This is a genomic window from Tabrizicola sp. (assembly GCF_016792905.1).
Lineage (GTDB): Bacteria > Pseudomonadota > Alphaproteobacteria > Rhodobacterales > Rhodobacteraceae > Tabrizicola.
The window spans coordinates 21,114-42,337 of record NZ_JAEULP010000077.1 but is presented as its reverse complement, the minus strand read 5'-3'; the positions used below and the strand labels follow the sequence as shown (position 1 = coordinate 42,337).

Annotated in this window: 25 protein-coding genes; 12 read left to right on the top strand and 13 right to left on the bottom strand. The window is 66.5% G+C overall.

Annotated features, from left to right (window positions below; genetic code table 11):
- Positions 1-5: 5 nt before the first annotated feature.
- Together pncB and pncA are read right to left on the bottom strand one after the other, a co-directional pair.
- The gene (gene pncB / locus JNL31_RS16130) at positions 6-1,295 is read right to left on the bottom strand and encodes a nicotinate phosphoribosyltransferase (RefSeq protein ID WP_294975406.1); all 1,290 of its coding nucleotides are present in this window, start codon (positions 1,293-1,295) and stop codon (positions 6-8) included.
- A 4-nt stretch (positions 1,296-1,299) separates the two neighbouring features.
- Positions 1,300-1,908 carry a bifunctional nicotinamidase/pyrazinamidase gene (gene pncA, locus JNL31_RS16125; protein WP_294975403.1) on the bottom strand — a complete coding sequence of 203 codons (609 nt, stop codon included), beginning with the start codon at positions 1,906-1,908 and terminating at the stop codon, positions 1,300-1,302.
- A 100-nt stretch (positions 1,909-2,008) separates the two neighbouring features.
- On the opposite strand from pncA, the gene JNL31_RS16120 reads away from it, so the two are divergent.
- On the top strand, positions 2,009-2,920 hold the full coding sequence (locus tag JNL31_RS16120) for a rhodanese-related sulfurtransferase (protein ID WP_294975400.1): 912 nt from the start codon (positions 2,009-2,011) through the stop codon (positions 2,918-2,920).
- An 18-nt stretch (positions 2,921-2,938) separates the two neighbouring features.
- Here the strand turns inward: JNL31_RS16120 and JNL31_RS16115 are convergent, their stop codons facing one another.
- Complete coding sequence (locus JNL31_RS16115) at positions 2,939-3,976, bottom strand: LLM class flavin-dependent oxidoreductase (protein WP_294975398.1); 1,038 nt, start codon at positions 3,974-3,976, stop codon at positions 2,939-2,941.
- Positions 3,977-4,189: 213 nt separating this feature from the next.
- On the opposite strand from JNL31_RS16115, the gene JNL31_RS16110 reads away from it, so the two are divergent.
- A complete protein-coding gene (locus tag JNL31_RS16110) occupies positions 4,190-4,738 on the top strand; it encodes a RidA family protein (protein WP_294975395.1) in 549 nt (182 codons plus the stop codon).
- Positions 4,739-4,748: 10 nt separating this feature from the next.
- Here JNL31_RS16110 and JNL31_RS16105 read toward each other — a convergent pair whose 3' ends face one another.
- Entirely contained in the window at positions 4,749-4,931 is a 183-nt protein-coding gene (locus tag JNL31_RS16105; protein ID WP_294975392.1) for a hypothetical protein, read from the bottom strand.
- A 95-nt stretch (positions 4,932-5,026) separates the two neighbouring features.
- Here JNL31_RS16105 and JNL31_RS16100 point away from each other — a divergent pair, with 95 nt between their 5' ends.
- Positions 5,027-5,896, top strand: coding sequence for a LysR substrate-binding domain-containing protein (locus JNL31_RS16100; protein WP_294975390.1), 870 nt, complete (start codon positions 5,027-5,029; stop codon positions 5,894-5,896).
- Between the two features lie 7 nt (positions 5,897-5,903).
- Here the strand turns inward: JNL31_RS16100 and JNL31_RS16095 are convergent, their stop codons facing one another.
- The 5 genes from JNL31_RS16095 to JNL31_RS16075 form a co-directional block, all read right to left on the bottom strand.
- Positions 5,904-6,635 (bottom strand): NYN domain-containing protein, encoded by a 732-nt coding sequence (locus tag JNL31_RS16095; RefSeq protein ID WP_294975388.1) that lies wholly within the window; start codon positions 6,633-6,635, stop codon positions 5,904-5,906.
- A gap of 58 nt (positions 6,636-6,693) precedes the next feature.
- Complete coding sequence (gene ybaK / locus JNL31_RS16090; RefSeq protein WP_294975385.1) at positions 6,694-7,164, bottom strand: Cys-tRNA(Pro) deacylase; 471 nt, start codon at positions 7,162-7,164, stop codon at positions 6,694-6,696.
- 7 nt (positions 7,165-7,171) lie between these two features.
- Positions 7,172-7,588: a type II toxin-antitoxin system VapC family toxin gene (locus JNL31_RS16085; RefSeq protein WP_294975383.1), complete on the bottom strand. Its 417-nt coding sequence runs from the start codon at positions 7,586-7,588 to the stop codon at positions 7,172-7,174.
- Positions 7,585-7,827 (bottom strand): type II toxin-antitoxin system Phd/YefM family antitoxin, encoded by a 243-nt coding sequence (locus tag JNL31_RS16080; RefSeq protein ID WP_294975381.1) that lies wholly within the window; start codon positions 7,825-7,827, stop codon positions 7,585-7,587. The genes JNL31_RS16085 and JNL31_RS16080 overlap by 4 nt, the downstream gene beginning before the upstream one ends.
- A 61-nt stretch (positions 7,828-7,888) precedes the next feature.
- The gene (locus tag JNL31_RS16075; RefSeq protein WP_294975378.1) at positions 7,889-9,019 is read right to left on the bottom strand and encodes an S-(hydroxymethyl)glutathione dehydrogenase/class III alcohol dehydrogenase; all 1,131 of its coding nucleotides are present in this window, start codon (positions 9,017-9,019) and stop codon (positions 7,889-7,891) included.
- A 95-nt stretch (positions 9,020-9,114) separates the two neighbouring features.
- Here JNL31_RS16075 and JNL31_RS16070 point away from each other — a divergent pair, with 95 nt between their 5' ends.
- Together JNL31_RS16070 and JNL31_RS16065 are read left to right on the top strand one after the other, a co-directional pair.
- Positions 9,115-9,396, top strand: coding sequence for an I78 family peptidase inhibitor (locus JNL31_RS16070; RefSeq protein WP_294975376.1), 282 nt, complete (start codon positions 9,115-9,117; stop codon positions 9,394-9,396).
- Entirely contained in the window at positions 9,389-9,649 is a 261-nt protein-coding gene (locus JNL31_RS16065) for an I78 family peptidase inhibitor (RefSeq protein WP_294975374.1), read from the top strand. Before JNL31_RS16070 ends, JNL31_RS16065 begins: the two co-directional genes overlap by 8 nt.
- A 49-nt stretch (positions 9,650-9,698) precedes the next feature.
- On the opposite strand, the gene JNL31_RS16060 is transcribed toward JNL31_RS16065, so the two are convergent.
- A complete protein-coding gene (locus JNL31_RS16060) occupies positions 9,699-10,148 on the bottom strand; it encodes a cytochrome c (protein ID WP_294975371.1) in 450 nt (149 codons plus the stop codon).
- A gap of 167 nt (positions 10,149-10,315) precedes the next feature.
- On the opposite strand from JNL31_RS16060, the gene JNL31_RS16055 reads away from it, so the two are divergent.
- Positions 10,316-11,992: a DUF6504 family protein gene (locus JNL31_RS16055; RefSeq protein WP_294975368.1), complete on the top strand. Its 1,677-nt coding sequence runs from the start codon at positions 10,316-10,318 to the stop codon at positions 11,990-11,992.
- Between the two features lie 55 nt (positions 11,993-12,047).
- Positions 12,048-12,809, top strand: a complete 762-nt coding sequence (locus JNL31_RS16050) for a TSUP family transporter (RefSeq protein WP_294975366.1) — start codon at positions 12,048-12,050, stop codon at positions 12,807-12,809.
- On the opposite strand, the gene zapE is transcribed toward JNL31_RS16050, so the two are convergent.
- Positions 12,806-13,885 carry a cell division protein ZapE gene (zapE, locus tag JNL31_RS16045; protein ID WP_294975364.1) on the bottom strand — a complete coding sequence of 360 codons (1,080 nt, stop codon included), beginning with the start codon at positions 13,883-13,885 and terminating at the stop codon, positions 12,806-12,808. The genes JNL31_RS16050 and zapE overlap by 4 nt on opposite strands.
- Before the next feature lie 223 nt (positions 13,886-14,108).
- Between zapE and JNL31_RS16040 the strand changes: the two genes are divergently transcribed.
- On the top strand, positions 14,109-14,702 hold the full coding sequence (locus JNL31_RS16040) for a BglII/BstYI family type II restriction endonuclease (protein WP_294975361.1): 594 nt from the start codon (positions 14,109-14,111) through the stop codon (positions 14,700-14,702).
- Entirely contained in the window at positions 14,699-15,349 is a 651-nt protein-coding gene (locus JNL31_RS16035) for an MT-A70 family methyltransferase (RefSeq protein ID WP_294975358.1), read from the top strand. The genes JNL31_RS16040 and JNL31_RS16035 overlap by 4 nt, the downstream gene beginning before the upstream one ends.
- Before the next feature lie 88 nt (positions 15,350-15,437).
- On the opposite strand, the gene JNL31_RS16030 is transcribed toward JNL31_RS16035, so the two are convergent.
- Entirely contained in the window at positions 15,438-16,913 is a 1,476-nt protein-coding gene (locus JNL31_RS16030; protein WP_294975355.1) for a 2-isopropylmalate synthase, read from the bottom strand.
- A 150-nt stretch (positions 16,914-17,063) separates the two neighbouring features.
- Here JNL31_RS16030 and JNL31_RS16025 point away from each other — a divergent pair, with 150 nt between their 5' ends.
- The 3 genes from JNL31_RS16025 to JNL31_RS16015 all read left to right on the top strand — a co-directional run bounded on the left by JNL31_RS16025 (position 17,064) and on the right by JNL31_RS16015 (position 20,095).
- Entirely contained in the window at positions 17,064-18,722 is a 1,659-nt protein-coding gene (locus tag JNL31_RS16025; RefSeq protein ID WP_294975352.1) for an NAD+ synthase, read from the top strand.
- Positions 18,712-19,086, top strand: coding sequence for a hypothetical protein (locus tag JNL31_RS16020; RefSeq protein WP_294975350.1), 375 nt, complete (start codon positions 18,712-18,714; stop codon positions 19,084-19,086). The genes JNL31_RS16025 and JNL31_RS16020 overlap by 11 nt, the downstream gene beginning before the upstream one ends.
- A gap of 70 nt (positions 19,087-19,156) precedes the next feature.
- Positions 19,157-20,095 (top strand): endonuclease/exonuclease/phosphatase family protein, encoded by a 939-nt coding sequence (locus JNL31_RS16015; RefSeq protein ID WP_294975347.1) that lies wholly within the window; start codon positions 19,157-19,159, stop codon positions 20,093-20,095.
- Positions 20,096-20,159: 64 nt separating this feature from the next.
- Here the strand turns inward: JNL31_RS16015 and JNL31_RS16010 are convergent, their stop codons facing one another.
- Positions 20,160-21,107: a 1-phosphofructokinase family hexose kinase gene (locus JNL31_RS16010; RefSeq protein ID WP_294975345.1), complete on the bottom strand. Its 948-nt coding sequence runs from the start codon at positions 21,105-21,107 to the stop codon at positions 20,160-20,162.
- Positions 21,108-21,224: the final 117 nt, after the last annotated feature.

The following is a 21,224-nucleotide window of genomic DNA, read 5'->3' as shown; positions in this document are numbered from 1 at the left end:
GGGCGTCAGACCAGGACCTCCTGCACCTCCTGCTGGCCCACCCCGAAGACACGCTTGTAGCGTTCGACCTCGTCCTTCGGCCCCATCGCCTTGGCAGGGTTGTCCGAGAGCTTGACCGTCGGCCGCCCGTTCGCCGACAGTGCCTTGCAGACCAGGCTGAACGGTGCCAGCGCATCGCCCGCCACAAGCCCGCGGAAATCGTTCGTCAGCATCGTGCCCCAGCCGAAGGACACCTTCACCCGCCCGTTGAACTGGGCGTAGAGCATCTCGATCGTGTCGACGTCGAGGCCATCCGAGAAGATCACCAGCTTCTTCGTCGGGTCTTCTCCCCGCTCCTTCCACCAGCGGATCGCGATTTCCGCCCCCTTCGCCGGATCGCCGGAATCGATGCGGATTCCGGTCCAGCCCGCCAGCCAGTCCGGAGCGTTCTTCAGGAACCCCTCGGTGCCATAGGTGTCCGGCAGGATGATCCGCAGGTTGCCGTCATGCTCTTCCTGCCAGTCGGCCAAGACGCGGTAGGGGGCCTGGCGCAGCTCCTCGTCGGAATTGGACAGGGCGCTGTAGACCATCGGCAATTCATGCGCGTTGGTGCCGATGGCCTCGATGTCCCGGCGCATGGCGATGCGGCAGTTGGAAGTGCCGGTGAACTTCGCCCCCAGCCCCTCCTGCATCGCCTGGACGCACCAGTCCTGCCACAGGAACCCGTGCCGCCGCCTTGTGCCGAAGTCGGCGATGCGCAGCCCGTCGATCTTCTTCAACCGCTCGATCTTCTCCCACAGCCGGGTCATCGCGCGGGCGTAAAGCACCTGCAGCTCGAACTTGCCCATGCTGTCGAGAACCGCCCGGCTGCGCAATTCCATCAGCACGGAAAGCGCCGGGATTTCCCACAGCATCACCTCGGGCCAACGGCCCTCGAAGGTCAGCTCGAACTGGCCGTCGCGCTTTTCCAGGTGATAGGCGGGCAGGCGCAGGCCCTCGAACCATTCCATGAAATCGGAGCGGAACATCTGCCGCTTGCCGTAGAAGGTATTGCCGCGCAGCCAGGTGCTTTCGCCGCGGGCAAGCGAGATCGTCCGCACATGATCCAGCTGCTCGCGCAACTCGCCTTCGTCGATCAGGTCAGCCAGCCGCACCTTGGTGGAGCGGTTAATCAGGCTGAAGACGACATTCGTGTCCGGCTTGTTCCGAAAAATTGACTGGCACATCAATAGCTTGTAAAAGTCGGTGTCGATCAGCGACCGCACGATCGGGTCGATCTTCCACTTGTGGTCCCAGACGCGGGTGGCGATATCCATGCTCTCAGGCCTCCAGCGCGACGCCGGCCGCGCGCATCTTGTCCCGCGCCTCTGACAGGCTGCCGTTCAGGTCGATGGCCCGCGTCGCGCCTTCCAGCACGGTGGCCTTGAACTCCAGCCGCGCCGCGTCGAGCGCCGAATAGGCGACGCAGTAGTCGGTGGCGAGGCCGACCAGAGTGACCGCCGTCACCCCCCGGCTGCGCAGATAGCCGTCAAGGCCCGTGGGCGTGACATGGTCATTCTCGAAGAAGGCGGAATAGCTGTCGATCTCGGGGCGAAAGCCTTTGCGGACAATCAGGTGCGCCGGGTCGGTGCGCAGATCTCGGTGGAATTCGGCGCCCCTGCTGCCCTGCACGCAATGGGTGGGCCACAGGACTTGCGGGCCGTAGGGCATCTGGATCAGCGTGAATGGCTCGGCGCCGGGATGGTTGTCGGCGAAGGAGGCATGGTTTGCCGGATGCCAGTCCTGCGTCAGGACGACGGTCGCGAACTCTCCCATCAAGCCATTGATCCGGCGGATGATCTCGTCGCCCTCTGCCACGGCAAGCGCACCGCCGGGGCAGAAGTCGTTCTGCACGTCGATCACGATCAGCGCGTCGGTTGCGGGTCTCATGGCGGCCTCCTCCGGGGTCACTCTCCTTGCGTAAGTGCGGGGGCGGGGTGCGTCAAGCGAAGCGCTTGAAATTCTGGGGCGTTCGGCGCAAAGGGGGGCCATGCTGACCGTCGCCGCGCTCTATCACTTCACCCGTTTCCCCGACCCCGCCGCCCTGAAGCCGGGGCTCCTGGAGGTTTGCGAGGCGCATGGCGTGCGGGGGTCGCTGCTGCTGGCACCAGAGGGGATCAACGGCACCATTGCGGGGACCCGCAAAGGGATCGACGCCGCCTTGGCCGCGATCCGGGCCTTGCCGGGGTGCGAAGGGCTGGAATGGAAGGAAAGCTTCGCCGATTCAATGCCTTTTGGCCGGATGAAGGTGAAGCTCAAGCGCGAGATCGTGACGATGGGCCAGCCCGACGTGGACCCCCTGGCACGGGTCGGCAACTATGTGGCGGCCCGGGACTGGAACGCGCTGATCAGCGACCCGGAGACGGTGGTGATCGACACCCGGAACGAATACGAGGTTGCCATCGGCACCTTCAAGGGCGCGGTGGACCCCGGGACGCGGGCCTTCGGCGAGTTTCCCGACTGGTGGCAGGCCAACCGGGAAAGGTTCGCGGGCAAGCGGATCGCCATGTTCTGCACCGGAGGCATCCGCTGCGAGAAATCGACGAATTACCTTCTGGGGCAAGGGGTTAACCAGGTCTACCACCTGAAGGGTGGCATCCTGAAATATCTGGAGGATGTGCCCGAGACTGACAGCCTGTGGCAGGGACAGTGCTTCGTTTTTGACGACCGGGTTTCGGTCGGGCACGGCTTGCAGCCCGGGGGTCTCAAGGTCTGCGGGGCGTGCCGGAGGCCGGTGACGGTGGAGGATCAGGCGGCTGCCGTCTATGAGGAAGGCGTCTGCTGCCGGGCGTGCGTGGAGGAGTATTCCGCAGCGGATCGGGAACGGTTCCGGGAGCGGCACCGCCAGATGATGTTGGCAGAGAAGCGAGGGGCGCTACATCTGGGGTATTCGCTGGAGTAAGGTGGGTTGGCACCCACCCTACGCGGCTTGGTCGGCCAAAATGTCCTGCACCATCGGAATCACCTGCTCACCATAAAGCCGGATGCACTCCATCAGCCGGGAATGCGGCACGGGTCCGGTCGAGTACTTCATGTCAAACCGCTGGAGTCCCAGGGTTTTCACCGTCTTCGCGATCTTCCGCGCCACCGTCTCGGGGCTGCCCACATAGAGCGCGCCGTGGTGCACCTCGGCGAGGTAGCGGTCCTTCGTCACCGGGGGCCAGCCCCTTTCGCGGCCGATGCGACCGAACATCTCGGCATAGTGCGGCCAGAGTGCCTCCTGCGCCGCCTCGTCCGTCTCCGCGACGAAACCGGGGGAATGGACGCCGATGGGCCGCAGGGGTTTCCCAAGCTCGGCGCAGGCGCGATGGTAGAGGTCGACGTAGGGCGCGAAGCGCGCGGCATCGCCGCCGATGATCGCGAGCATCAGTTGCAGATCCTGCCGGACGACGCGGACCACGCTTTCGGGCGAGCCGCCGACGCCGACCCAGACCGTCATCGGCTGACCCAGGGGCGGGAAAACCTGCTGGTTTTCCAAGGGGCTGCGCGTTTCACCCGACCAGGTGATGCGGCTTTCCCGCAGGAGTTTGGCAAAAAGGTCCAGGCGTTCCTCGAAAAGCTGGTCGTAATCGTGCAGATCGTGGCCGAAGAGTGGGTAACTTTCGGTGAACGACCCGCGCCCGAGGATCGGTTCGGCACGCCCGTTCGACAGCGCGTTGAGCGTGGAGAACCGCTGGAAGACGCGGACGGGGTCATCCGTCGACAGCACGGTGACGGCGGTGCCAAGCTTGATGCGACGGGTGCGCCCGGCAATGGCGGCGAGCACGATCTCGGGCGAGGAGATTGCGAAATCGGGGCGGTGGTGTTCGCCCAAGCCGATGAAATCAATGCCGATTTCGTCGGCCAGCGTGGCCTGGTCCAGCACCTCGCGCAAAACGCGGTCCATGCTTTGCGGCTGGCCGTCCGGGCCGACCGAGACATCGCCGAAGGTGTCGAGGCCGAGAGAGATGGGGGTCATGAGAGGCTCCTTTGGCCGGGAAGGTAGGGATCGGCCCGCGACAAATGAATGCAGATTTCGAGAGAGATGCGGTTCGGCGCCGCACGCTGCGGTTTAACCCATTGCGAACGCTAGATTAAATGGTCTGCCTTTGGGCTGTCCGTCGGTCTGGTTTCCATCTGGATGGCGTATGGAATCCGGCCATACGCGCGTCTGGCACATCAGGGATTTACCATGGCACCGAATCAGGTCGCCGAGGCAGAGTGGCCCGGGAAGGAGACCGGCATGACCTCACCCGAACGACTGGCCCCCGAACTGCTTGCGATCCAGATGGGCCTGGACATCCCCGACTTCGACCGTGACGGCTATTACGGCGCCGACTACGGCACGATGAAGCCCTATCACCGGGTGGGAAGCCTGCTCTTCCTCTCCGGCCATGTGGCGCAGCGCGGGGTGGAGATCACCCACAAGGGCCGCCTTGGCGCGGATGTGACCGTGGAGGAGGGCTATCAGGCGGCGCGGCGGACCGGGCTGAACGTGCTGGGCGGTATCCGGCAAGCTGTGGGATCGCTGGACCGGGTGAAGGGTATTGTCCGCAGCCTGAACTTCGTCGTCTGCACGCCGGAGTTCGAGGAGGTCCACAGGGTGTCCAGCGGGTTGTCGGACCTGTTCCTGGAGGTCTTCGGGCGCGAGCGCGGGCTTGGCGGGCGGGCGACGATCGGTGTGATGGCGCTGGCCAACGGCGTCTGTTTCGAGACCTGGGTCACGGTCGAGGTGGAGTAGACGTCGCGCCTTACCGGCAGGGCGCCTGCACCGGAACCTGTGATTTTGGCGCGGCCCATGCCGTCAGGCGGGCCAGGGCGGAAGACCAGCGCTGACGACGCGCCGCGCGCAGGTTGGCCAGATGCTCGGCCCGGTGCTGCGCATGAGGGCAGGGCGGGGCGATGTGGAGGAGGTCGAGGTTGACGCCGTACATGGCTTTCGTTCCAGATCAAGATTGCCTTATGGTAATGCCTGAAAACCGGCGATACTGCGACTCAGGAATTTCCACGGGACGAAAGTTGAAGTTACATGTCGCGCTGGCGTGACCTTCCCTCGCTGTCGATGTTGCGGGCCTTTGATGCTACCGCCCGCAGCGGCAGTTTTGCCGAGGCGGGGCGGGTGCTGAACGTCACCCACGCCGCGGTGACGCAAGCCGTGCGGGGTCTGGAGGCAGAGCTGGGCGTGCCGCTGGTGCGGCGGGCGGGGCGGACGGTGGGCCTGACCGGGGCGGGAGAAAAGCTTGCCCGCGCGTTGGACGAAGGCTTCGGCACCGTGGCCGCTGGGATCGCTTCGCTGCGTCAGGCCGAGGCGCGGCGCGTGCTGCGGGTCGCCACGACCACCTTCATCGCCGAGACCCATGTCATGCCGCGCCTGCCCGAGTTCTGGGCCCGGCATCCGGGGATCGAGGTGGCGATGTCGCCCAGCCCGGCGCGCGCCGACATCCATCGCGACGGGTTCGACCTGGCGATCCGGGCCTTGTCGGACGGCTGGAGCGACCCGCCGGGCGAGGAAGTCCGTCCGCTGGCACGGATCCCGCTACTGGCGGTCTGTGCGCCCTCGCTGGTGGCGCGCGGGCGGCCTGACCTGCAGGCGCTGCCCTGGATCATCGGCGGCGACAGCCCCTGGGACACCGATCAGCTAAGCGCGACCGGGATCGACCCCTCGCGGCTGAACCGGGTGCAGGTCGGCAGCCCGCATCTGGAGATGTCGGCCTGTCGCCAGGGCCTGGGCGCGATGCTGGCGACGGAGATCATCTGTCGGGCGGACCTGGAGGCCGGGCGGCTGGTCCGGCTGCCGCTGGAAGGACTGCCGGTCGTGACCTATGCCGTGATCCTGCCCAAGGGCCCAAGGCGCCCGGCGGTGGACGCTTTCGCGGACTGGCTGGCGACGATCTTCTAGGCCCCGATCAGGCCTTGTCGCGGACGATCAGGCGGTTTCCCTCGCCCTTGGTCACGTCGAAGCGGCCGGTGCGCTTCAGGAGGTCCGACAGTTTCTGGCTGCCGTAGCTGCGGCTGTCGAAGTCGGGGTAGAGTTGCACCAGCACGTTGCCAAGCTGGCCAAGGGAATAGGCATCCTCCTCGACCCCGATCTTCTTCATTGCCGCGAGGATCAGCGGAATGGCTTTGGACGGCGCATCCTTCTCGGCTTTGGCGGGCTTCGCAGGCGTTGGGGCATCGGTCGCCGGTTCCGGGGCAGTGGTCAGGTTCTCCAGGAAGATGAAGCGGTTGCAGACGTTGCGCAGGGATTCCGGCGTCTTCTTCTCGCCCACGCCGATGACCTGCAACCCGTCCTCGCGGATGCGGGAGGCGAGCCGGGTGAAATCGCTGTCCGAGGAGACAAGGACGAAGCCGTCGACCTTGCCCAGATGCAGGATGTCCATCGCGTCGATCACAAGGCCGATGTCGGAGGCGTTCTTGCCCTTGGTGTTGGCCGACTGCTGGTGCATGACGAGGCCAAGGCTGCGGGCCTTATCCTTCCATTGCGCCAGCGCTTGCGAGGACCAGTCGCCATAGACCCGGCGGACCGAGGGTTCGCCCAGACCCGCGATTTCGTCCAGCACTGCCTCGATGTGGCGGGCGGGGATGTTGTCGGCGTCGATCAGGACGGCCAGGCGGGGGGAGCGGGGATCTGCGGGCATGGGGCCTCCGGGTTGTCCCTTTGTCGCTGAACCGCATCGTCGGGGGAAGCGGAAAGCGTCAGGCGATCAGCGGCAGGGCTTTTGCGGACAGGGCGGTGATCGCGGCTTCGGGGACAAGCGACAGGAGGAGCCCGCGCTGCCCGGCGTTGATCCAGACGCGGGGGGCGGTGCAGGCGGTGGCCTCGATCACCGTCGGGACGGCGCGTTTCTGGCCGAAGGGCGAGATGCCGCCGACATGGTAACCGGTCAGCTTCTCGGCCTTGGGCGCGGGCATCATCGCTGCGGACTTGCCCCCGAAGGCGCTGGCGACGCGCTTCATCGACAGTTGCCGGTTGGACGGGATCACGCAGCAGGCGGGCTTGCCGTCGACCTCGACCATCAGGGTCTTGAGCATGACCGCAGGGTCGATCCCCAGCGCTTCGGCGGCTTGCAGTCCGGTGGCCTCGGCCTTCGGGTCGTAGGCGTAGGGATGCAGCTCGACCGTGATGCCAAGGGCGGCAAGGATGCGAAGGGCGGGGGTGGAGGACATGGCGAGGTCAGAGAAGCGGTTCGGGGAATGGGGAGACGACGCGCGCGCCAGTCGCAAGGAAGGCACGGTCGCCGGTGACAACGGTGCCGTCTCGGGAAATGGCAGTGGCGGCGATCTGCAGGTCGGCGCCCGCGTTGCCGATCCGGGCGGAAAGACGGCCCCAGATGCGTGCGGCATCGGCGTCGAAGGGCAGGATGCGGTCGGCGAAAAGCAGCATGGTACGGTCGAGCCAACTGCGGAGGTCCTGTGCGAATGACGGATCGCGCTGGGTCTGCTGGGCGATGCCGCGTTCAATCTCGCCCAGGGTGACGACACTGAGATAAAGGCTGTTGTCCGGCTTGTCCGCCAGCCACCGCACAACATGCGGCGCGCGGTCGGGACGGCGGAAGGCCGACACGACGTTGGTGTCGAGAAGGTAGATCACAGGCTGACGTCGCGAGGCCGCACTTCGGCGCGGGGGAGGTCTTCCCCGGGGAAGGACAGGAGGTGATCGGCAAAGCTGCCCCGGCATTTTCCTGCCTGAGAGACAAGCCGCGTGTATTCCGTGGCCGAAAGGACCACGACGGCGGGCTTGCCGCGCCGGGTGACTTCCTGTGGGGTACCGGCGAGGGCTGAATCCACCACTTCGGAAAAGCGGTTCTTGGCGTCTTGAAGCGTCCACATGGCAGCTATCCAGCTAGACAGATAGCTAGCTAGATATGCCTGCCAATGGGGGACGTCAAGTCTAGTACACCACCACGGCCCGGATCGACTTGCCCTCGTGCATCAGGTCGAAGCCCTTGTTGATGTCTTCGAGCTTCAGGATGTGGGTGATCATGCTGTCGATCTCGATCTTGCCGTCCATGTACCAGTCGACGATCTTCGGCACATCGGTCCGACCACGCGCGCCACCAAAGGCGGTGCCTTTCCAGACCCGGCCCGTCACCAGCTGGAACGGCCGCGTCTCGATCGTGGCGCCCGCCGGGGCAACGCCGATCACGATCGACTGGCCCCAGCCGCGGTGGGTGCATTCCAGCGCCGCCCGCATCACCTTGACGTTGCCGGTGCAGTCGAAGGAGTAGTCCACCCCGCCGATCTTGTCGAAAGGCGTCCTGGTCATGCCGACGATGTGGCTCACCACGTCGCCCTCGATCTTGGTCGGGTTGACGAAATGGGTCATGCCGAACTTGCGGCCCCATTCCTCCTTGTCGTCGTTGATGTCGACGCCGATGATCTTGTCGGCTCCCGCCAGCTTCAGGCCCTGGATCACGTTCAGCCCGATGCCGCCCAGCCCGAAGACCGCAGCGGTCGCGCCCTGCTCCACCTTCGCCGTATTCAGCACCGCGCCGACCCCGGTGGTCACGCCGCAGCCGATGTAGCAGATCTTGTCGAAGGGCGCGTCGTCGCGAACCTTGGCCAGCGCAATCTCCGGCAGGACCGTGTGGTTGGCAAAGGTCGAGCAGCCCATGTAGTGATAGATCGGCGTGCCATCCAGCATCGAGAACCGGGTCGTCCCGTCCGGCATCAGCCCTTTTCCTTGCGTGTCGCGGATCGCGGTGCAGAGGTTGGTCTTGCGGGAAAGGCAGGACGGGCACTCGCGGCATTCGGGGGTGTAGAGCGGGATGACATGGTCGCCGGGCTTCAGCGTCTTCACCCCGGGGCCGCATTTCACCACCACGCCTGCGCCTTCGTGCCCCAGGATCGAGGGGAAGATGCCTTCGGGGTCGGCCCCCGACAGGGTGAATTCGTCGGTATGGCAGATGCCGGTGGCCTTGATCTCGATCAGGACCTCGCCCTCTTTCGGGTCGTCGAGGTTCACCTCCATGACCTGCAAAGGCTGTCCGGCAGCGACGGCGACGGCGGCACGGGTGCGCATCTGGTTTTCCTCCCTTAAAGATTTTCCGGAACCTGTGCCAAACTCGGGCGTAAAGCAATGACGGATTCTATCCGCTTTCACGAAGGATGCACCCCATGAGACATGCCTTTCCCCTGCTCGTCTGCGCCCCGCTGCTTCTGTCGGCCTGTGTGATGGAGCCGGTGCCGATGCCGCCGCCCGACCCGCTGGCAAGCTGCGGTGCGGATGAATTGCAGTATCTGGTCGGCCGCCCCGGCGTGGTCCTGGACGGGATGCGTTTCAGCCAGGACGTGCGGGTGATCGAGCACGGCATGGCGGTGACGATGGACTATAGCGCGACGCGGCTGAACTTCTGGCTCGACCGGCGCGACGTGATCGAGCGCGTGACCTGTGGCTAGTCGGCTCGCGCCTCTTGCCCTGACGCTTGCGCTTGCGGCCTGCGTTGCGGGGGAACCACAGCAGAACGCCTGCGGGGCCGACGGGATGCAGGACTTGGTCGGCAAGGACCAAGCTGTGCTGGCCGCGATGAGCCTTCCGCAAGGCACGCGGATCATCACCCCCGGCATGGCCGTGACCGAGGATTACAGCGCCTCGCGGCTGAACATCGACATCGACGCCAGGAACCGGATCAGCGGCATCTGGTGCGGATGAAAAAGGCCCCGGCCTGTCGACCGGGGCCCGCCTCTCGCCGCAGGGCGGCTTATTCCTTCATCACGCGGTAAGCCTTGTGGCATGCGGTGCAGGCGCCGCCAATCGCGCCGAGGCCCGCGCCGATGCTTTCGGCCGAGGCGACATCCAGCGCACCCGTCGCATCACCCAGCCCCTTGGCCTTCACGAGGAAATCGTCCCAGTTCGCCCAGATCTCGGGCTTGGCTTCCGAGGCAGGGTCTGCTGCCCCCTGTTCCTTGAAAGTTGCCTCGATCTTGCCCGCATCTTCGAGCAGCACGGCCTTGGCGGCTTCGGCCTTGGCTTGGTCATAGGGCTCTTCTCCCTTGGCCATCTTCGCCAGGATGCCGATGTTCATGCCCTGCGATTTCATCAGTTCCTCGCGCGCAATCGCGTTCGGATCGGTCGGTTCCATCTCTTCCTGGGCGAAAGCGGCTCCTCCGGCCAGGACCGCGCCGATCATCAAGGCTTTGGCAAATTTCATTTATTGGCTCCCTCGTTGGCTAAACCGGGCCAGTATAGGCGCGACATTCCGTCGCGGTAGTCGCGGCTCTGTGCTCTCACGCACTTGTCATCTTCGGTGGTGCAGGACTCGACAGGGTCGCGGCAGGGTGGCATGACAGGAACATAAAGGGAACAAATGAGTCGGTGATGGCGGGTCGGCGCATCCTGTCACTATGGTTTCCGCGGCTGGCGGCAGACCGGGCCACCCGGCGGCGCAAGGATGCGGTGCCAGTGCCACTGGCCGTGGTGGGCGACCGCAACGGCGCGCAGGTTCTGGTTTCCTTGTCGGTGGAGGCCGAAGCGGCAGGCCTGGCGCCGGGCCAGCCCTTGCGCGATGCGACCGCGATCTGCCCCGCGCTTCTGACCGTGCCGGCCGACCCCCTGGCCGAGGCGCAGTTCCTGCTGATGCTGCGCCGCTGGGCGGGACGTTTCTCGCCCTGGGTCGCGGATGAAGCCCCCGCCGGGCTGATGATCGACCTGACGGGATCGGCGCATCTGCATGGCGGGGAAGACGGGGTGCTGGACCGGGTGGCCGAGGATTGCGAGCGCCTGGGCCTGGCGGTGCGCGCGGCGATCGCCGATACGCCGGGGGCGGCCTGGGGGCTGGCGCGCTATGCCAGCGCCGGGGTGGTGCCGGTCCGGTCGGGCGATGCCATCGACCAGGAGGCGCGGGCGACGCGGTCCCGCGCCGCCAAGCGCCGGGGGTGGGAGCGGGGCGGCAGCCTGCCGCGGACCGTGGCCGCGCGGGGGGCCGGGACGGCGCTGGTTGCCCCGCCGGGTCGGCTTCACGACGCGCTGGCCCCCTTGCCGCTGGCCGCCCTGCGGCTGGACGGGGATGTGGTGGACCGGCTGCTGCGGCTGGGCCTGCGCCAGGTGGGCGACATCATGGGCATCCCGCGCGCAGCACTCGCCCGGCGCTTCGGGGCGGATACCTTGCGCCGTCTGGACCAGGCCATGGGGCTGGAGCCCGAGCCGGTCAGCCCGGCCCGGCCCCCGATGCAGTTCGCGGTGCGGCTGACCCTGCCCGACCCGATCGGCCTGCGCTCGGATGTCGAGGCGGCGCTGGACCGGCTGCTGCCGCCGTTCTGCGACAAGCTGCGCGCCAGGGGCCGGGGCGCGCGACGGGTGCTGTTCCAGGCGTTCCGCGCCGATGGCGGGGTCGCCTCGGTCGAGGTCGGACTGGCCCGCGCCTCGGACAGCCCCGACCGCATCCGCCCGCTGCTGCACCTGAAGCTCGACCAGATCGACGCAGGCTTCGGGATCGACTGCCTGCGGCTGGAAGCGCTCGCGACCGAGGCGGTCAGCGCGGTCCAGCATCGCGGCCAACTGGAGGTGACGGCCGAGGCGCAGGGCTTGGTCGGGCGGGTTCCGGCAGGTTCGGCCCAGGCGCTGGAAGATCTGATCGGCCGCCTGGGCGCAAGGCTCGGGGCCGAGTCGGTCCTGCGCCTGCATCCCGCCGACAGCCATGTCCCGGCGAAATCCGCCAGGTTGCTGATGGCCGCCTGGAGCGAGCCGCATGATGGCGTCTGGCCCGCTTCGTCCTGCCCCCGCCCGCTGGTGATGTTCCGCCCCGAACCGGTCGATGCGCCGGAAACGCCCGATCTGCCCTCCCGCTTCCGCTGGCGGCGGCGCGACTTCACCGTGCGGATGGCGGTCGGCCCGGAGCGGCTGCAACCCGAATGGTGGTTCGAGGACCCGGACTGGCGCGGCGGCACCCGCGATTACTGGCGGGTCGAGGCAGAGGGCGGCGAGAGGCTCTGGCTGTTCTACGGCCGGGGCGGGGCGGTGACCGACCAGTGGTATTGCGAGGGGGTATTTTCCTGACCGTGCAGGACAGGTTCCCCTTGTCGCCGGACCGGGAAGTGGCGAAAAGCCGGACATGTTCGAAATCGCCACCGATCTTGCCCTGCTCCTGGTCCTTGCCGCCTTCTGTGCGGGCTTCATCGACAGCATCGCGGGCGGGGGCGGGCTGATCTCGGTGCCCGCGCTGCTCCTGGCCGGGGCCTCGCCGGTCGAGGCGCTGGCGACGAACAAGCTGCAGGGCACCTTCGGGGCGGCGACGGCGACGTTGGCCTATGCCCGTGCGGGGCAGGTCCGGCCGCAGGACCAACTGGGAATGGCAGCCATCAGCGCGGGGGCGGGCGCGGGCGGCGCGATGGTTGCGCATCTGATCCCGGCCGAAGTCTTGCGGATCATCATGCCGGTGGTCCTGATCGGGGTTGCGGCGTTCTTTGCCCTGAAGCCGGGGCTATCCGACGACGCCAGGGCGGAACGGGTGAAGCCCGGAGTGTTCGCGGCGACGGTCGTGCCGCTGGTGGCCGCCTATGACGGGTTCTTCGGTCCCGGAACCGGATCGTTCTTCATGATGGGCTTCGTGATGCTTGCGGGCCACGGCGTGCTGAAAGCGACCGCGCATACCAAGATGCTGAACTTCGCCTCCAACGTCGGCTCGCTTCTGGTCTTCGCCTTCTCCGGCGCAACCTGGTGGGGCGTGGGGCTGACGATGGCGGTGGGGCAGATCGCCGGGGCAAGCCTGGGTGCGCGAGTGGCGATGCGGGTGGGGGCACGGCTGATCAAGCCCTTGCTGGTCTTCGTCTCGACCGCGATGGCGCTGCGGCTGTTGTGGCAGGCCTTGGGCTAGAGCCCCCAGTCCGCCCCCTGCATCTCGCGCAACCGGCTGGCGGTGCGTTCGAACTCGAACGACCCCTCGCCCTCGATATAGAGCCGCTCCGGCGTTTCGGCGGCGGAGGCGATGAGGCGGACCTTCGCCTCGTAGAGCGCGTCGATCAGGGTGACGAAGCGCTTCGCCTCGTTGTAGTTGGCTGACGACAGCTGCGGGATGTCCTCCAGGATCAGCACCCGCACCGCGCGGGCGATGGCGAGGTAGTCTCCGGGGCCGAGGGGTTTCGAGCAGAGGTCCCAGAAGCTCGCCCGCCCCACCCCGTTCGCGAAGCGGGGGAGTTGGACTTGCCGACCGTTCACCTCCAGCGTCAGGGGCTGTTCGGGGGCGCCCCCGGTGAGGTCGGTCCAGATCGCGGCGATCTGGGTGGTGGCGGTGCGGGCGGGGTGGAAATAGACCTGCGCGCCCTGCAGCCGGTGCTGGCGGTAGTCGGTGGGGCTTTCCAGCTCCACCACCTCCAGCTTCTCTTCCAGCATGGCGATGAAGGGCAGGAAGATGCCCCGGTTGAGCCCGTCCTTGTAGAGGTCGCCGGGGGGCCGGTTCGAGGTGGTGACGATCACGATCCCGGCGGCGAAGAGCTTCTCGAAAAGGCGCCCCACCAGCATCGCGTCGGTGATGTCGGTGATCTGCATCTCGTCGAAGGCGAGGAGGCGGAGGTCGCGGATGATCTCCTCGGCCACCGGGACCAGCGGGTCCTCGACCCCACGGCTCCGGGCGGCGTGCATGCCCTTGTGGACCCCCTGCATGAAGGCGTGGAAATGGACGCGACGTTTCTGGGTGATGTCCGTCGCCTCGGTGAAGAGGTCCATCAGCATCGACTTGCCCCGCCCGACGCCGCCCCAGAGGTAGAGGCCGCGCGGGGGCTGGATCGGCTTGGCGAAGAGGCCCGCGAAAAGGCCGACCTTGCGGGTCGCGTTCGCTTCCAGCCAGGACCGGAGGTCCTCCAGCCGCGGGAGGAGCGCGTGCTGGGCCGGGTCGGGGCGGAGGGTGCCCCCGGCCACGCGGGCCTCGTAGATCTCGGTCAGGGTCTGGCGCATGGGAGAGGGATAGCGGGGCGGGGGCGGGGGCCGCAAGGGGGGCGCGGCTGTCCACAGTGGACAGGTGCTACCGGGTCAAGGATTTCAAGGGGTTGGGTTTGGGCGTTAGGGTGGTGTTAACCGAGGGTGGGCAAGGATCATGGCGATGCTTTCGGAACGCGAAGTTCAACTTGTGAGCAAGGGCATGAGCATATAGGCTAAAGCGCGGCAGGGAGACCACAAGATGTTGATTGACCGTCTGCCCCAGTTTGTGCGGGACAACTACGAATTTCACGAGTGGAAGCACGCGAGCGCGATCCTGTCTCAAGATTTTCCTGCCGAATGGCTCGACCTGCTTTCGTTGCTGCAAGACTTGCGACTTCGTAAGTCCTGGATTGCTGTCGGGGGTGGGAACAAGTCGAAGCTGGCAATTTACGTCGATAAGTTTCTCGTGCAACGCGGATGGGTCGAAAAGCAGTTCCAGACGGCGATCGAGGTGGATGGCAACAGGCTCGACTCTCCGACTCACAAGGTGGACTGCTACAAGAACGGGATCGCGCTTGAGGTAGAGTGGAACAACAAGGACCCTTTTTATGACCGGGACCTGAACAACTTCCGTCTGCTATTCGACCTGCGCGCCGTGAGCGTTGGGGTCATCTTGACGAGGGCAGACGAGTTGCAAGACGTCTTTAGGGATCTTGGACGAGGATCATCCTATGGGATGTCGACGACGCACATGTCCAAACTGCTTCCCCGGATCGAAGGCGGGGGAGGGGCGGGATGTCCGCTCCTTGTGTTCGGCATCAGGAAGTCGCTTTACCTGGAGGATGAAGAATGACCAGCGCTGCGGATGATCTTCTGGCGAAAGCGGGAACGACCAGGTTCAAGACCGTTCTGGCCGATCCGCCTTGGCAGTTCCAGAATCGCACCGGCAAGATGGCGCCCGAGCACAAGCGCCTGTCGCGGTATCCTACGATGACGCTGCGCGAGATCTGCGATCTTCCGGTTGAGGCAATCGTCGCCGACACCGCGCATCTTTACCTTTGGGTGCCCAACGCCTTGCTGCCCGAGGGGCTGAAGGTGATGGAGCACTGGGGCTTCTCCTACAAGAGCAACATCATCTGGTACAAGGTGCGCAAGGACGGGGGGCCGGATCGACGCGGGGTTGGTTTCTATTTTCGCAACGTGACGGAAATCCTGCTGTTTGGCGTCCGCGGCAAGAACGCGCGAACCTTGCAGCTGGGGCGGACACAGGAGAACATCATCTCAACCCAGAAACGCGAGCATAGTCGCAAGCCGGACGAGCAGTATGCGCTGATCGAGGGGTGCAGCAATGGGCCTCGGCTGGAGATGTTCGCACGCGGGCCGCGCGTCGGCTGGACTGTCTGGGGCAATCAGGCTGACGAATACACGCCGACGTGGGACACCTATTCGAACCATTCGCAGGCGGATGTCATTCAACTGAAGTCGCGCAAGGCTATCTAGTCGGAGACGCGCAAGACCGTGGAGTTGTGCGCATTAGCGCACCCTACGAGGGCGACAATCGCCCGGAAGAGTCGGGCTGAAGCCCGACCTACGGGGTTGTCGCGGGTTCAGCGGGGGCGGTGCCTTCGGCGGGGGCCACAGGGGCCTCGCCCTCCGCCGGGGCCGCTTCTGTCGGGGCCTCCGGCGGGGCGGTCAGGATGCCGTTCTGCCAGATGCCCTCAGCCACTTCGCCGCTGGCGTAAGTGAGTTTGCCCTGGCCCTCGCGTTTGCCAGCCTTGAAGAGGCCCTCGTAGATGTCGCCTTCGGGGTAGGTGGCCACGCCCTGGCCCTCGATCTGGCCCGCGACCCAGGCGCCCACATACTTGAACCCGTCGGTGGTCGAGAACTCGCCTTGGCCATCCCGCAGGCCTGCCTTGAACTCGCCCTTGTAGAGGCTTTCGTCGGGGTAGACGGCGGAGCCGACCCCCTGGCGTTCCCCCGCCACCCAATCGCCTTCGTAGCGGTAGCCGTCGGGGTAGGTCATCAGGCCCTTGCCGTCGGGCTTGGCCTGCTTGAACGACCCCTCGTAGACCCGACCGTCCTTGTAGGTGGCGCGACCCTCGCCCGAGATCACGCCCGCGGCCCAGTTGCCCTGGTAGGTCGACCCGTCGGGATAGGTGATCGCGCCCTGGCCGTTCGGCTGGTCGGCTTTCATCGCGCCGATGTAGACCGAGCCGTCGGGATAGGTGATCGAGCCGGTGCCCTCCATCCGGCCCGCGACCCAGGCGCCTTCGTATTTGAAGCCGTCGGTGGTGGTGAAGCTGCCCTGGCCCTGGCGGTGGTCCTTGGCCCAGCTGCCATAGTAGATGTCGCCGTTCTTGTGGGTGAGCTTGCCCTGGCCGTCGCGCAGGCCGTCCTTGAAGCTGCCCTCGTACAAATCGCCGTTCGGCTGGGTCAGGATGCCCTTGCCGTTGATCTGCCCCTCGGCCCAGTCGCCCTGGTAGATCAGGCCGTCGGGCATGGTGAGCTTGCCCTTGCCGGAGCGCTGGCCCTTGACCAGCGTGCCGTCGTACACCGTGCCATCGGGATAGGTGATGCGGCCGGTGCCTTCCTTGACGCCCAGCACCCAGTCGCCGTCATAGGTGTAGCCCGAGGGGTTGGTCAGCTTGCCCTTGCCGTTGTGGGTGCCCTTGACGAAAGCGCCTTCGTAGACCGAGCCGTTGGCATAGGTGGCCTTGCCCATGCCGGTCATCTGGCCCTGCACCCAGTCGCCCTCATAGGTGCGGCCGTCGGGGGCGGTGATCTTGCCCTTGCCCTCGGGCTGGCCCTTGACGAAGGCGCCTTCGTAGACCGAGCCGTTGGGGTAGCGGGCCACGCCCTGGCCGGTGATTTCTCCTGCAACCCAGTCGCCGGTGTATTCGAAGCCGGAGGGGAGCTTGTAGGTGCCGGTGCCGTCCTGGCGGCCGTCCTTGAAGGTGCCTTCGTAGACCGAGCCGTCGTCGTATTGCTTGGTGATGATCTCGCCGTCCTGCGCCATTGCGGGCAGGGCGAGGCTGGCGAGGAGGGCGGCGGTCATCAGGCGCATGGACGAATCCCCGGGGTGACTTGGGGGCAGGGTAAGGGGCGGGTTCCAAGGTGACAAGGATTTGGCGGTCAAAGGGTCGGGCGGGGGTGCGAGCCACTTTCCCTTGGGGTGAAGTCTGGTAGAAGGAGAGGATGTAGTGGGGGCCTTGCCATGACCGACACGTTCAAACTGATGCTGGCGCAGCTGAACCCGACGGTGGGGGCGATTGCCGCGAACGTGGCGCGGGCGAAAGAGGCCTGGGAGAGCGGGAAGGCGGCAGGGGCCGACATGGTCGCGCTGACCGAGATGTTCGTGACCGGCTACCAGACGCAGGACCTGATCCTGAAGCCCGCCTTTGTCAGCGCGGCCGTGGCGGCGATCGAGGCCTTGGCCGTCGACTGCGCGGACGGCCCGGCGCTGGGGATCGGCGGGCCGGTGTCCTTGGGCGGGCGGCTTTACAACGGTTACTATGTGCTGGAAGGCGGGCGGGTTCATGCCCGGGTGCTGAAGCACCACCTGCCGAACGACGCGGTGTTCGACGAGAAGCGGGTGTTTGCCTCGGCCGACGTGCATGGGCCCTATGTGGTGAAGGGGGTGCGGATCGGGACTCCCATTTGCGAGGACGCCTGGCATCCGGACGTGGCGGAGACGCTGGCCGAGACGGGGGCGGAGATCCTGCTGATCCCGAACGGCTCGCCCTATCACCGGGGCAAGCCGAACCTGCGGCTGAACCTGATGGTCGCCCGTGTGGTGGAGACGGGGTTGCCCCTGGTCTACCTGAACATGGTGGGCGGGCAGGATGACCAGGTGTTCGATGGCTCCAGCATGGTGCTGAACCCGGGCGGGCGGCTGATGGCGCAGCTGCCGCAGTTCGACGAGTGCGAGGTGATGGTGACGTTCCACCGGGGGGCCTCGGGCTGGGAGGCAGAGCAGGGAGAGATCGCCGAGATCCCGCCGATTGGCGAGGCGGACTATCGGGCCTGCGTGATGGCCTTGGGCGACTACATGCGGAAATGCGGATTCAGGAAGGCGCTGCTGGGCCTGTCGGGCGGGATCGACTCGGCGATTGTCGCGGCGATGGCGGTGGATGCGCTGGGGCCGGAGAACGTGCGTTGCGTGATGCTGCCGAGCGAGTTCACCTCGGCGGAGTCGCTGGAGCTGGCGACGGCGGCGGCGAAGGCGCTGGGCTGCCGGTATGACACGGTGCCGATTTCGGGGGCGCAGGCGGCGGTGGGCGAGGCTCTGGCGCCCTTGTTTGCGGGGACCGAAGCCGGGATCACCGAGGAGAACATCCAGTCGCGGTTGCGGGGGCTTATGCTGATGGCGCTGTCGAACAAGTTCGGCGAGATGCTTCTGACCACCGGCAACAAGTCGGAGATGGCGGTGGGGTATTGCACGATCTACGGCGACATGAACGGCGGCTACAACCCGGTCAAGGACATGTACAAGACCCGGATGTTCCTGACCGCGCGCTGGCGGAACGAGAACCACCGGAGCTGGATGAAGGGCCCGCCGGGCGAGGTCATTCCGGAGCGGATCATTGCGCGGCCGCCGAGTGCGGAGTTGCGGGCGAACCAGCGGGATGATGACAGCCTGCCGCCCTATGAGGTGCTGGACGCGATCCTGGAGTGTCTGGTCGAGAAGGAGATGGCGGTCGCCGACATCGTGGCGCTGGGCTTTGACCGGTCCGTGGTGAAGAAGGTCGAGCACCTGCTGTATCTGGCGGAATACAAGCGGTTTCAGGCCGCCCCCGGCGTCCGGCTGACGCAGAAGGCCTTCTGGCTCGACCGCCGTTATCCCATTGTGAACCGCTACCGCGATGACCTCTGAGATCGTCGTCGTCAACTTCTACGCGCTCCGCGACGGCGAGGCCTTCGACCGCGCGGTGCGGGCGCTGGTGCCGCGGGTGCGCTTGCAGGGGCATGAGGGGCTGCGCAGCTACCGCTTCTTCGGGTCAGGCCCGAAGGAGCGGCGGCTGGTGTCGATCTACGAGGGGCCGGAGGCCTGGGTCGGCCACCATGACCTGATCATGGGCTGGCAGGAGATGGTCGCCTTGCGCGCGGCGGCGCGGTTGGCGCGGACCGACCTCTACGGCCCCTTGACCCCGCCGATGCAGGCCTGGGTCGACCAGATGGGCCTGGGCAAGAAGCTGCGCCACCAGGGCGAGGCGATTGCCGGGTTCCGGCGCGGCTAGTCGCAACCGTCGACCGATGCGGCGCTTTGCGCTAGCCTGACCGGAGGCGGAAACCTCGGGGGAAGCGATGATGATCCGGCTGGCAGGACTTCTGGTGCTGTGCGCGGCGCCTGCGGGGGCCGAGACGCTGCGGGTGATGAGCTTCAACATCTGGGGCGGCGGCGCGAACGAGGGCAAGGGGATCGAGGAGACGGTGGCCGCGATCAGGGCCGCAGGGGCGGATGTGGTGGGGTTGCAGGAGACGCGCCTCGAAAGCGATCCCTGCACGGCGGAAAGCTGTCCGGCGGTGGGCGAGAGCGTCGCCCCGGCCATTGCCGAAGCGCTGGGCTGGCATGTCTACGACCAGACGCAGGAGAATGTGGCGCTCTGGGCCAATGCGGTGATCTCGCGCTATCCGATTGGCGCCGTCTCGCCCAAAGACCTGGGCGTGGCGCTGGATGTGAACGGCAAGACGGTCTGGCTGTTCAACATCCATCTCGATGACGAGCCCTATCAGCCCTACCAGCTTCTCGGCATCGAATACGGGCCAGCGCCCTTCATCAAGACCGAGGCGGAGGCGGTGAAATACGCCACCGAAACCCGCGGCCCGGCACTGGACCTGTTGCAGGCGGACATGGCGGCAGCAGACGGGGCGGCGGCGATTTTCGTCACGGGGGATTTCAACGAACCTTCTGTCCATGACTGGACCCCCGAGGCGGTGGCGGCGGGGCAGCAGCCAGTCGCGGTGGCATGGCCGACGACCGGGCGGCTGGTGGCCGAGGGTTTTCTCGATGCCTACCGGGCCATCCACTTCGACCCGGTGGCCAGGCCCGCCTATACCTGGACCCCGCGCTATGACGAGGCGGCGACAGACGACCATCCCGACCGGATCGACTTTGTGCTGGCCAAGGGCGCGGGGCTGCGCGTGACCGATGCCGCCATCGTCGGCGAGGACGGGCCAAGGAGCGATATCGTGGTCATGCCCTGGCCGTCGGATCACCGGGCGGTGGTGGCGGAGGTGGAGTTCTAGGGTAGGGTGGGTGAAACCCACCGCCTGCTGTGGAAGGGCCGGGGACGGTGAGTTGGCACCCACCCTACACAGCGCTTACGGTGCATTCGCGCAGGAGGCGCATCACGTCTTCCGGGCGGCAGAGCTGGGTTGCGTCGGTGGTGACTGCGGCGGAAGCGGCGGCGGAGCCAAGGGCCAGCGCTTCGGCATTGGTCTGGCCCTGAGCCAGGGCCAGCACGAAGGCTGCGACGAAGCTGTCGCCCGCACCGACGGTCGACTTGACCCGCACCTTGGCCGCCTTGGCGAAGAGCTTCTGGTCCTTGTCGGCCAGGACGTTTCCTTCCGCCCCGCGCGCGACGATCACGGTCTTCGCCACGCCTCGGCGGACCAGCGACTGCGCGAATTCGGCGGTATCGGACAGGGTAGGAAGCGGCTTGCCTGCCAGTTCCTCGCCCTCGGGCCCGTCCATGCGCAGGACTTCGAGGCCCGGGATCGGGTGGCGCACCGCCTCGGTCAGGGTGGAGCCGGAGGTGTCGAGCACGATCCGGCTTTCGGGCATCGAGGCGGCAAGCTGGGCCGGAAAGTCGACCGGCACGCCCGGGGGCTGGCTGCCTGAGATCACCGAGATGCCGCCGGGCCGGGCGGTGGCGCGGAGAAGGGTGAAGACGCGGGCGCGCTCGGCCTCACCCCAGACCGGGCCGGGGAGCATGAAGCGGTACTGCTTGCCGGAGGTCGCTTCGTTCACGGTCAGCGACTGGCGCGTCTCGCCGGGGCCGAGGATGGAGAGGAAGGTCACACCCTCGGCCCGGATCAGCCCGGCGAGGCGGTCGCCGGTCAGCCCGCCGATGGCGACGAGCGCAAGGCTGTCGCCCCCCAGCGCCTTGATCGCGCGGGAGACGTTCAGGCCGCCGCCGCCGGGATCGAGCAAGGGCTCGGCGCAGCGCAGCTTGTGGCCGGGGATGAGTTCATGCACCTCGGTCGCCATGTCGAGCGCGGGGTTGAGCGTGAGGGTGAGGATCGGAAGCTGGGACATGCGGCACCTGTGGATGTTACCGCTATCATAAAGTGTTTGCGCCGAAATGGAACCGCCCCCGGGGTGGTCGCCGGGAACAAAAGTTCTCGAAAACTTTTGGCAAGATCCTTCGAGGGA

Bases quoted from the DNA above. Each gene is read 5' to 3' on its own strand.
- JNL31_RS16115 (WP_294975398.1), bottom strand. From the start codon at position 3,976: ATGACCCCCATCTCTCTCGGCCTCGACACCTTCGGCGATGTCTCGGTC.
- JNL31_RS16035 (WP_294975358.1), top strand. From the start codon at position 14,699: ATGACCAGCGCTGCGGATGATCTTCTGGCGAAAGCGGGAACGACCAGG.
- JNL31_RS16120 (WP_294975400.1), top strand. From the start codon at position 2,009: ATGCTGACCGTCGCCGCGCTCTATCACTTCACCCGTTTCCCCGACCCC.
- JNL31_RS16095 (WP_294975388.1), bottom strand. From the start codon at position 6,635: ATGCCCGCAGATCCCCGCTCCCCCCGCCTGGCCGTCCTGATCGACGCC.
- JNL31_RS16070 (WP_294975376.1), top strand. From the start codon at position 9,115: ATGAGACATGCCTTTCCCCTGCTCGTCTGCGCCCCGCTGCTTCTGTCG.
- JNL31_RS16105 (WP_294975392.1), bottom strand. From the start codon at position 4,931: ATGTACGGCGTCAACCTCGACCTCCTCCACATCGCCCCGCCCTGCCCT.
- JNL31_RS16025 (WP_294975352.1), top strand. From the start codon at position 17,064: ATGACCGACACGTTCAAACTGATGCTGGCGCAGCTGAACCCGACGGTG.
- pncA (WP_294975403.1), bottom strand. From the start codon at position 1,908: ATGAGACCCGCAACCGACGCGCTGATCGTGATCGACGTGCAGAACGAC.
- JNL31_RS16080 (WP_294975381.1), bottom strand. From the start codon at position 7,827: ATGTGGACGCTTCAAGACGCCAAGAACCGCTTTTCCGAAGTGGTGGAT.
- JNL31_RS16055 (WP_294975368.1), top strand. From the start codon at position 10,316: ATGGCGGGTCGGCGCATCCTGTCACTATGGTTTCCGCGGCTGGCGGCA.
- JNL31_RS16100 (WP_294975390.1), top strand. From the start codon at position 5,027: ATGTCGCGCTGGCGTGACCTTCCCTCGCTGTCGATGTTGCGGGCCTTT.
- JNL31_RS16060 (WP_294975371.1), bottom strand. From the start codon at position 10,148: ATGAAATTTGCCAAAGCCTTGATGATCGGCGCGGTCCTGGCCGGAGGA.
- pncB (WP_294975406.1), bottom strand. From the start codon at position 1,295: ATGGATATCGCCACCCGCGTCTGGGACCACAAGTGGAAGATCGACCCG.
- JNL31_RS16075 (WP_294975378.1), bottom strand. From the start codon at position 9,019: ATGCGCACCCGTGCCGCCGTCGCCGTCGCTGCCGGACAGCCTTTGCAG.
- JNL31_RS16015 (WP_294975347.1), top strand. From the start codon at position 19,157: ATGATCCGGCTGGCAGGACTTCTGGTGCTGTGCGCGGCGCCTGCGGGG.
- JNL31_RS16110 (WP_294975395.1), top strand. From the start codon at position 4,190: ATGGCACCGAATCAGGTCGCCGAGGCAGAGTGGCCCGGGAAGGAGACC.
- ybaK (WP_294975385.1), bottom strand. From the start codon at position 7,164: ATGTCCTCCACCCCCGCCCTTCGCATCCTTGCCGCCCTTGGCATCACG.
- JNL31_RS16010 (WP_294975345.1), bottom strand. From the start codon at position 21,107: ATGTCCCAGCTTCCGATCCTCACCCTCACGCTCAACCCCGCGCTCGAC.
- JNL31_RS16020 (WP_294975350.1), top strand. From the start codon at position 18,712: ATGACCTCTGAGATCGTCGTCGTCAACTTCTACGCGCTCCGCGACGGC.
- JNL31_RS16040 (WP_294975361.1), top strand. From the start codon at position 14,109: ATGTTGATTGACCGTCTGCCCCAGTTTGTGCGGGACAACTACGAATTT.
- JNL31_RS16030 (WP_294975355.1), bottom strand. From the start codon at position 16,913: ATGCGCCTGATGACCGCCGCCCTCCTCGCCAGCCTCGCCCTGCCCGCA.
- zapE (WP_294975364.1), bottom strand. From the start codon at position 13,885: ATGCGCCAGACCCTGACCGAGATCTACGAGGCCCGCGTGGCCGGGGGC.
- JNL31_RS16050 (WP_294975366.1), top strand. From the start codon at position 12,048: ATGTTCGAAATCGCCACCGATCTTGCCCTGCTCCTGGTCCTTGCCGCC.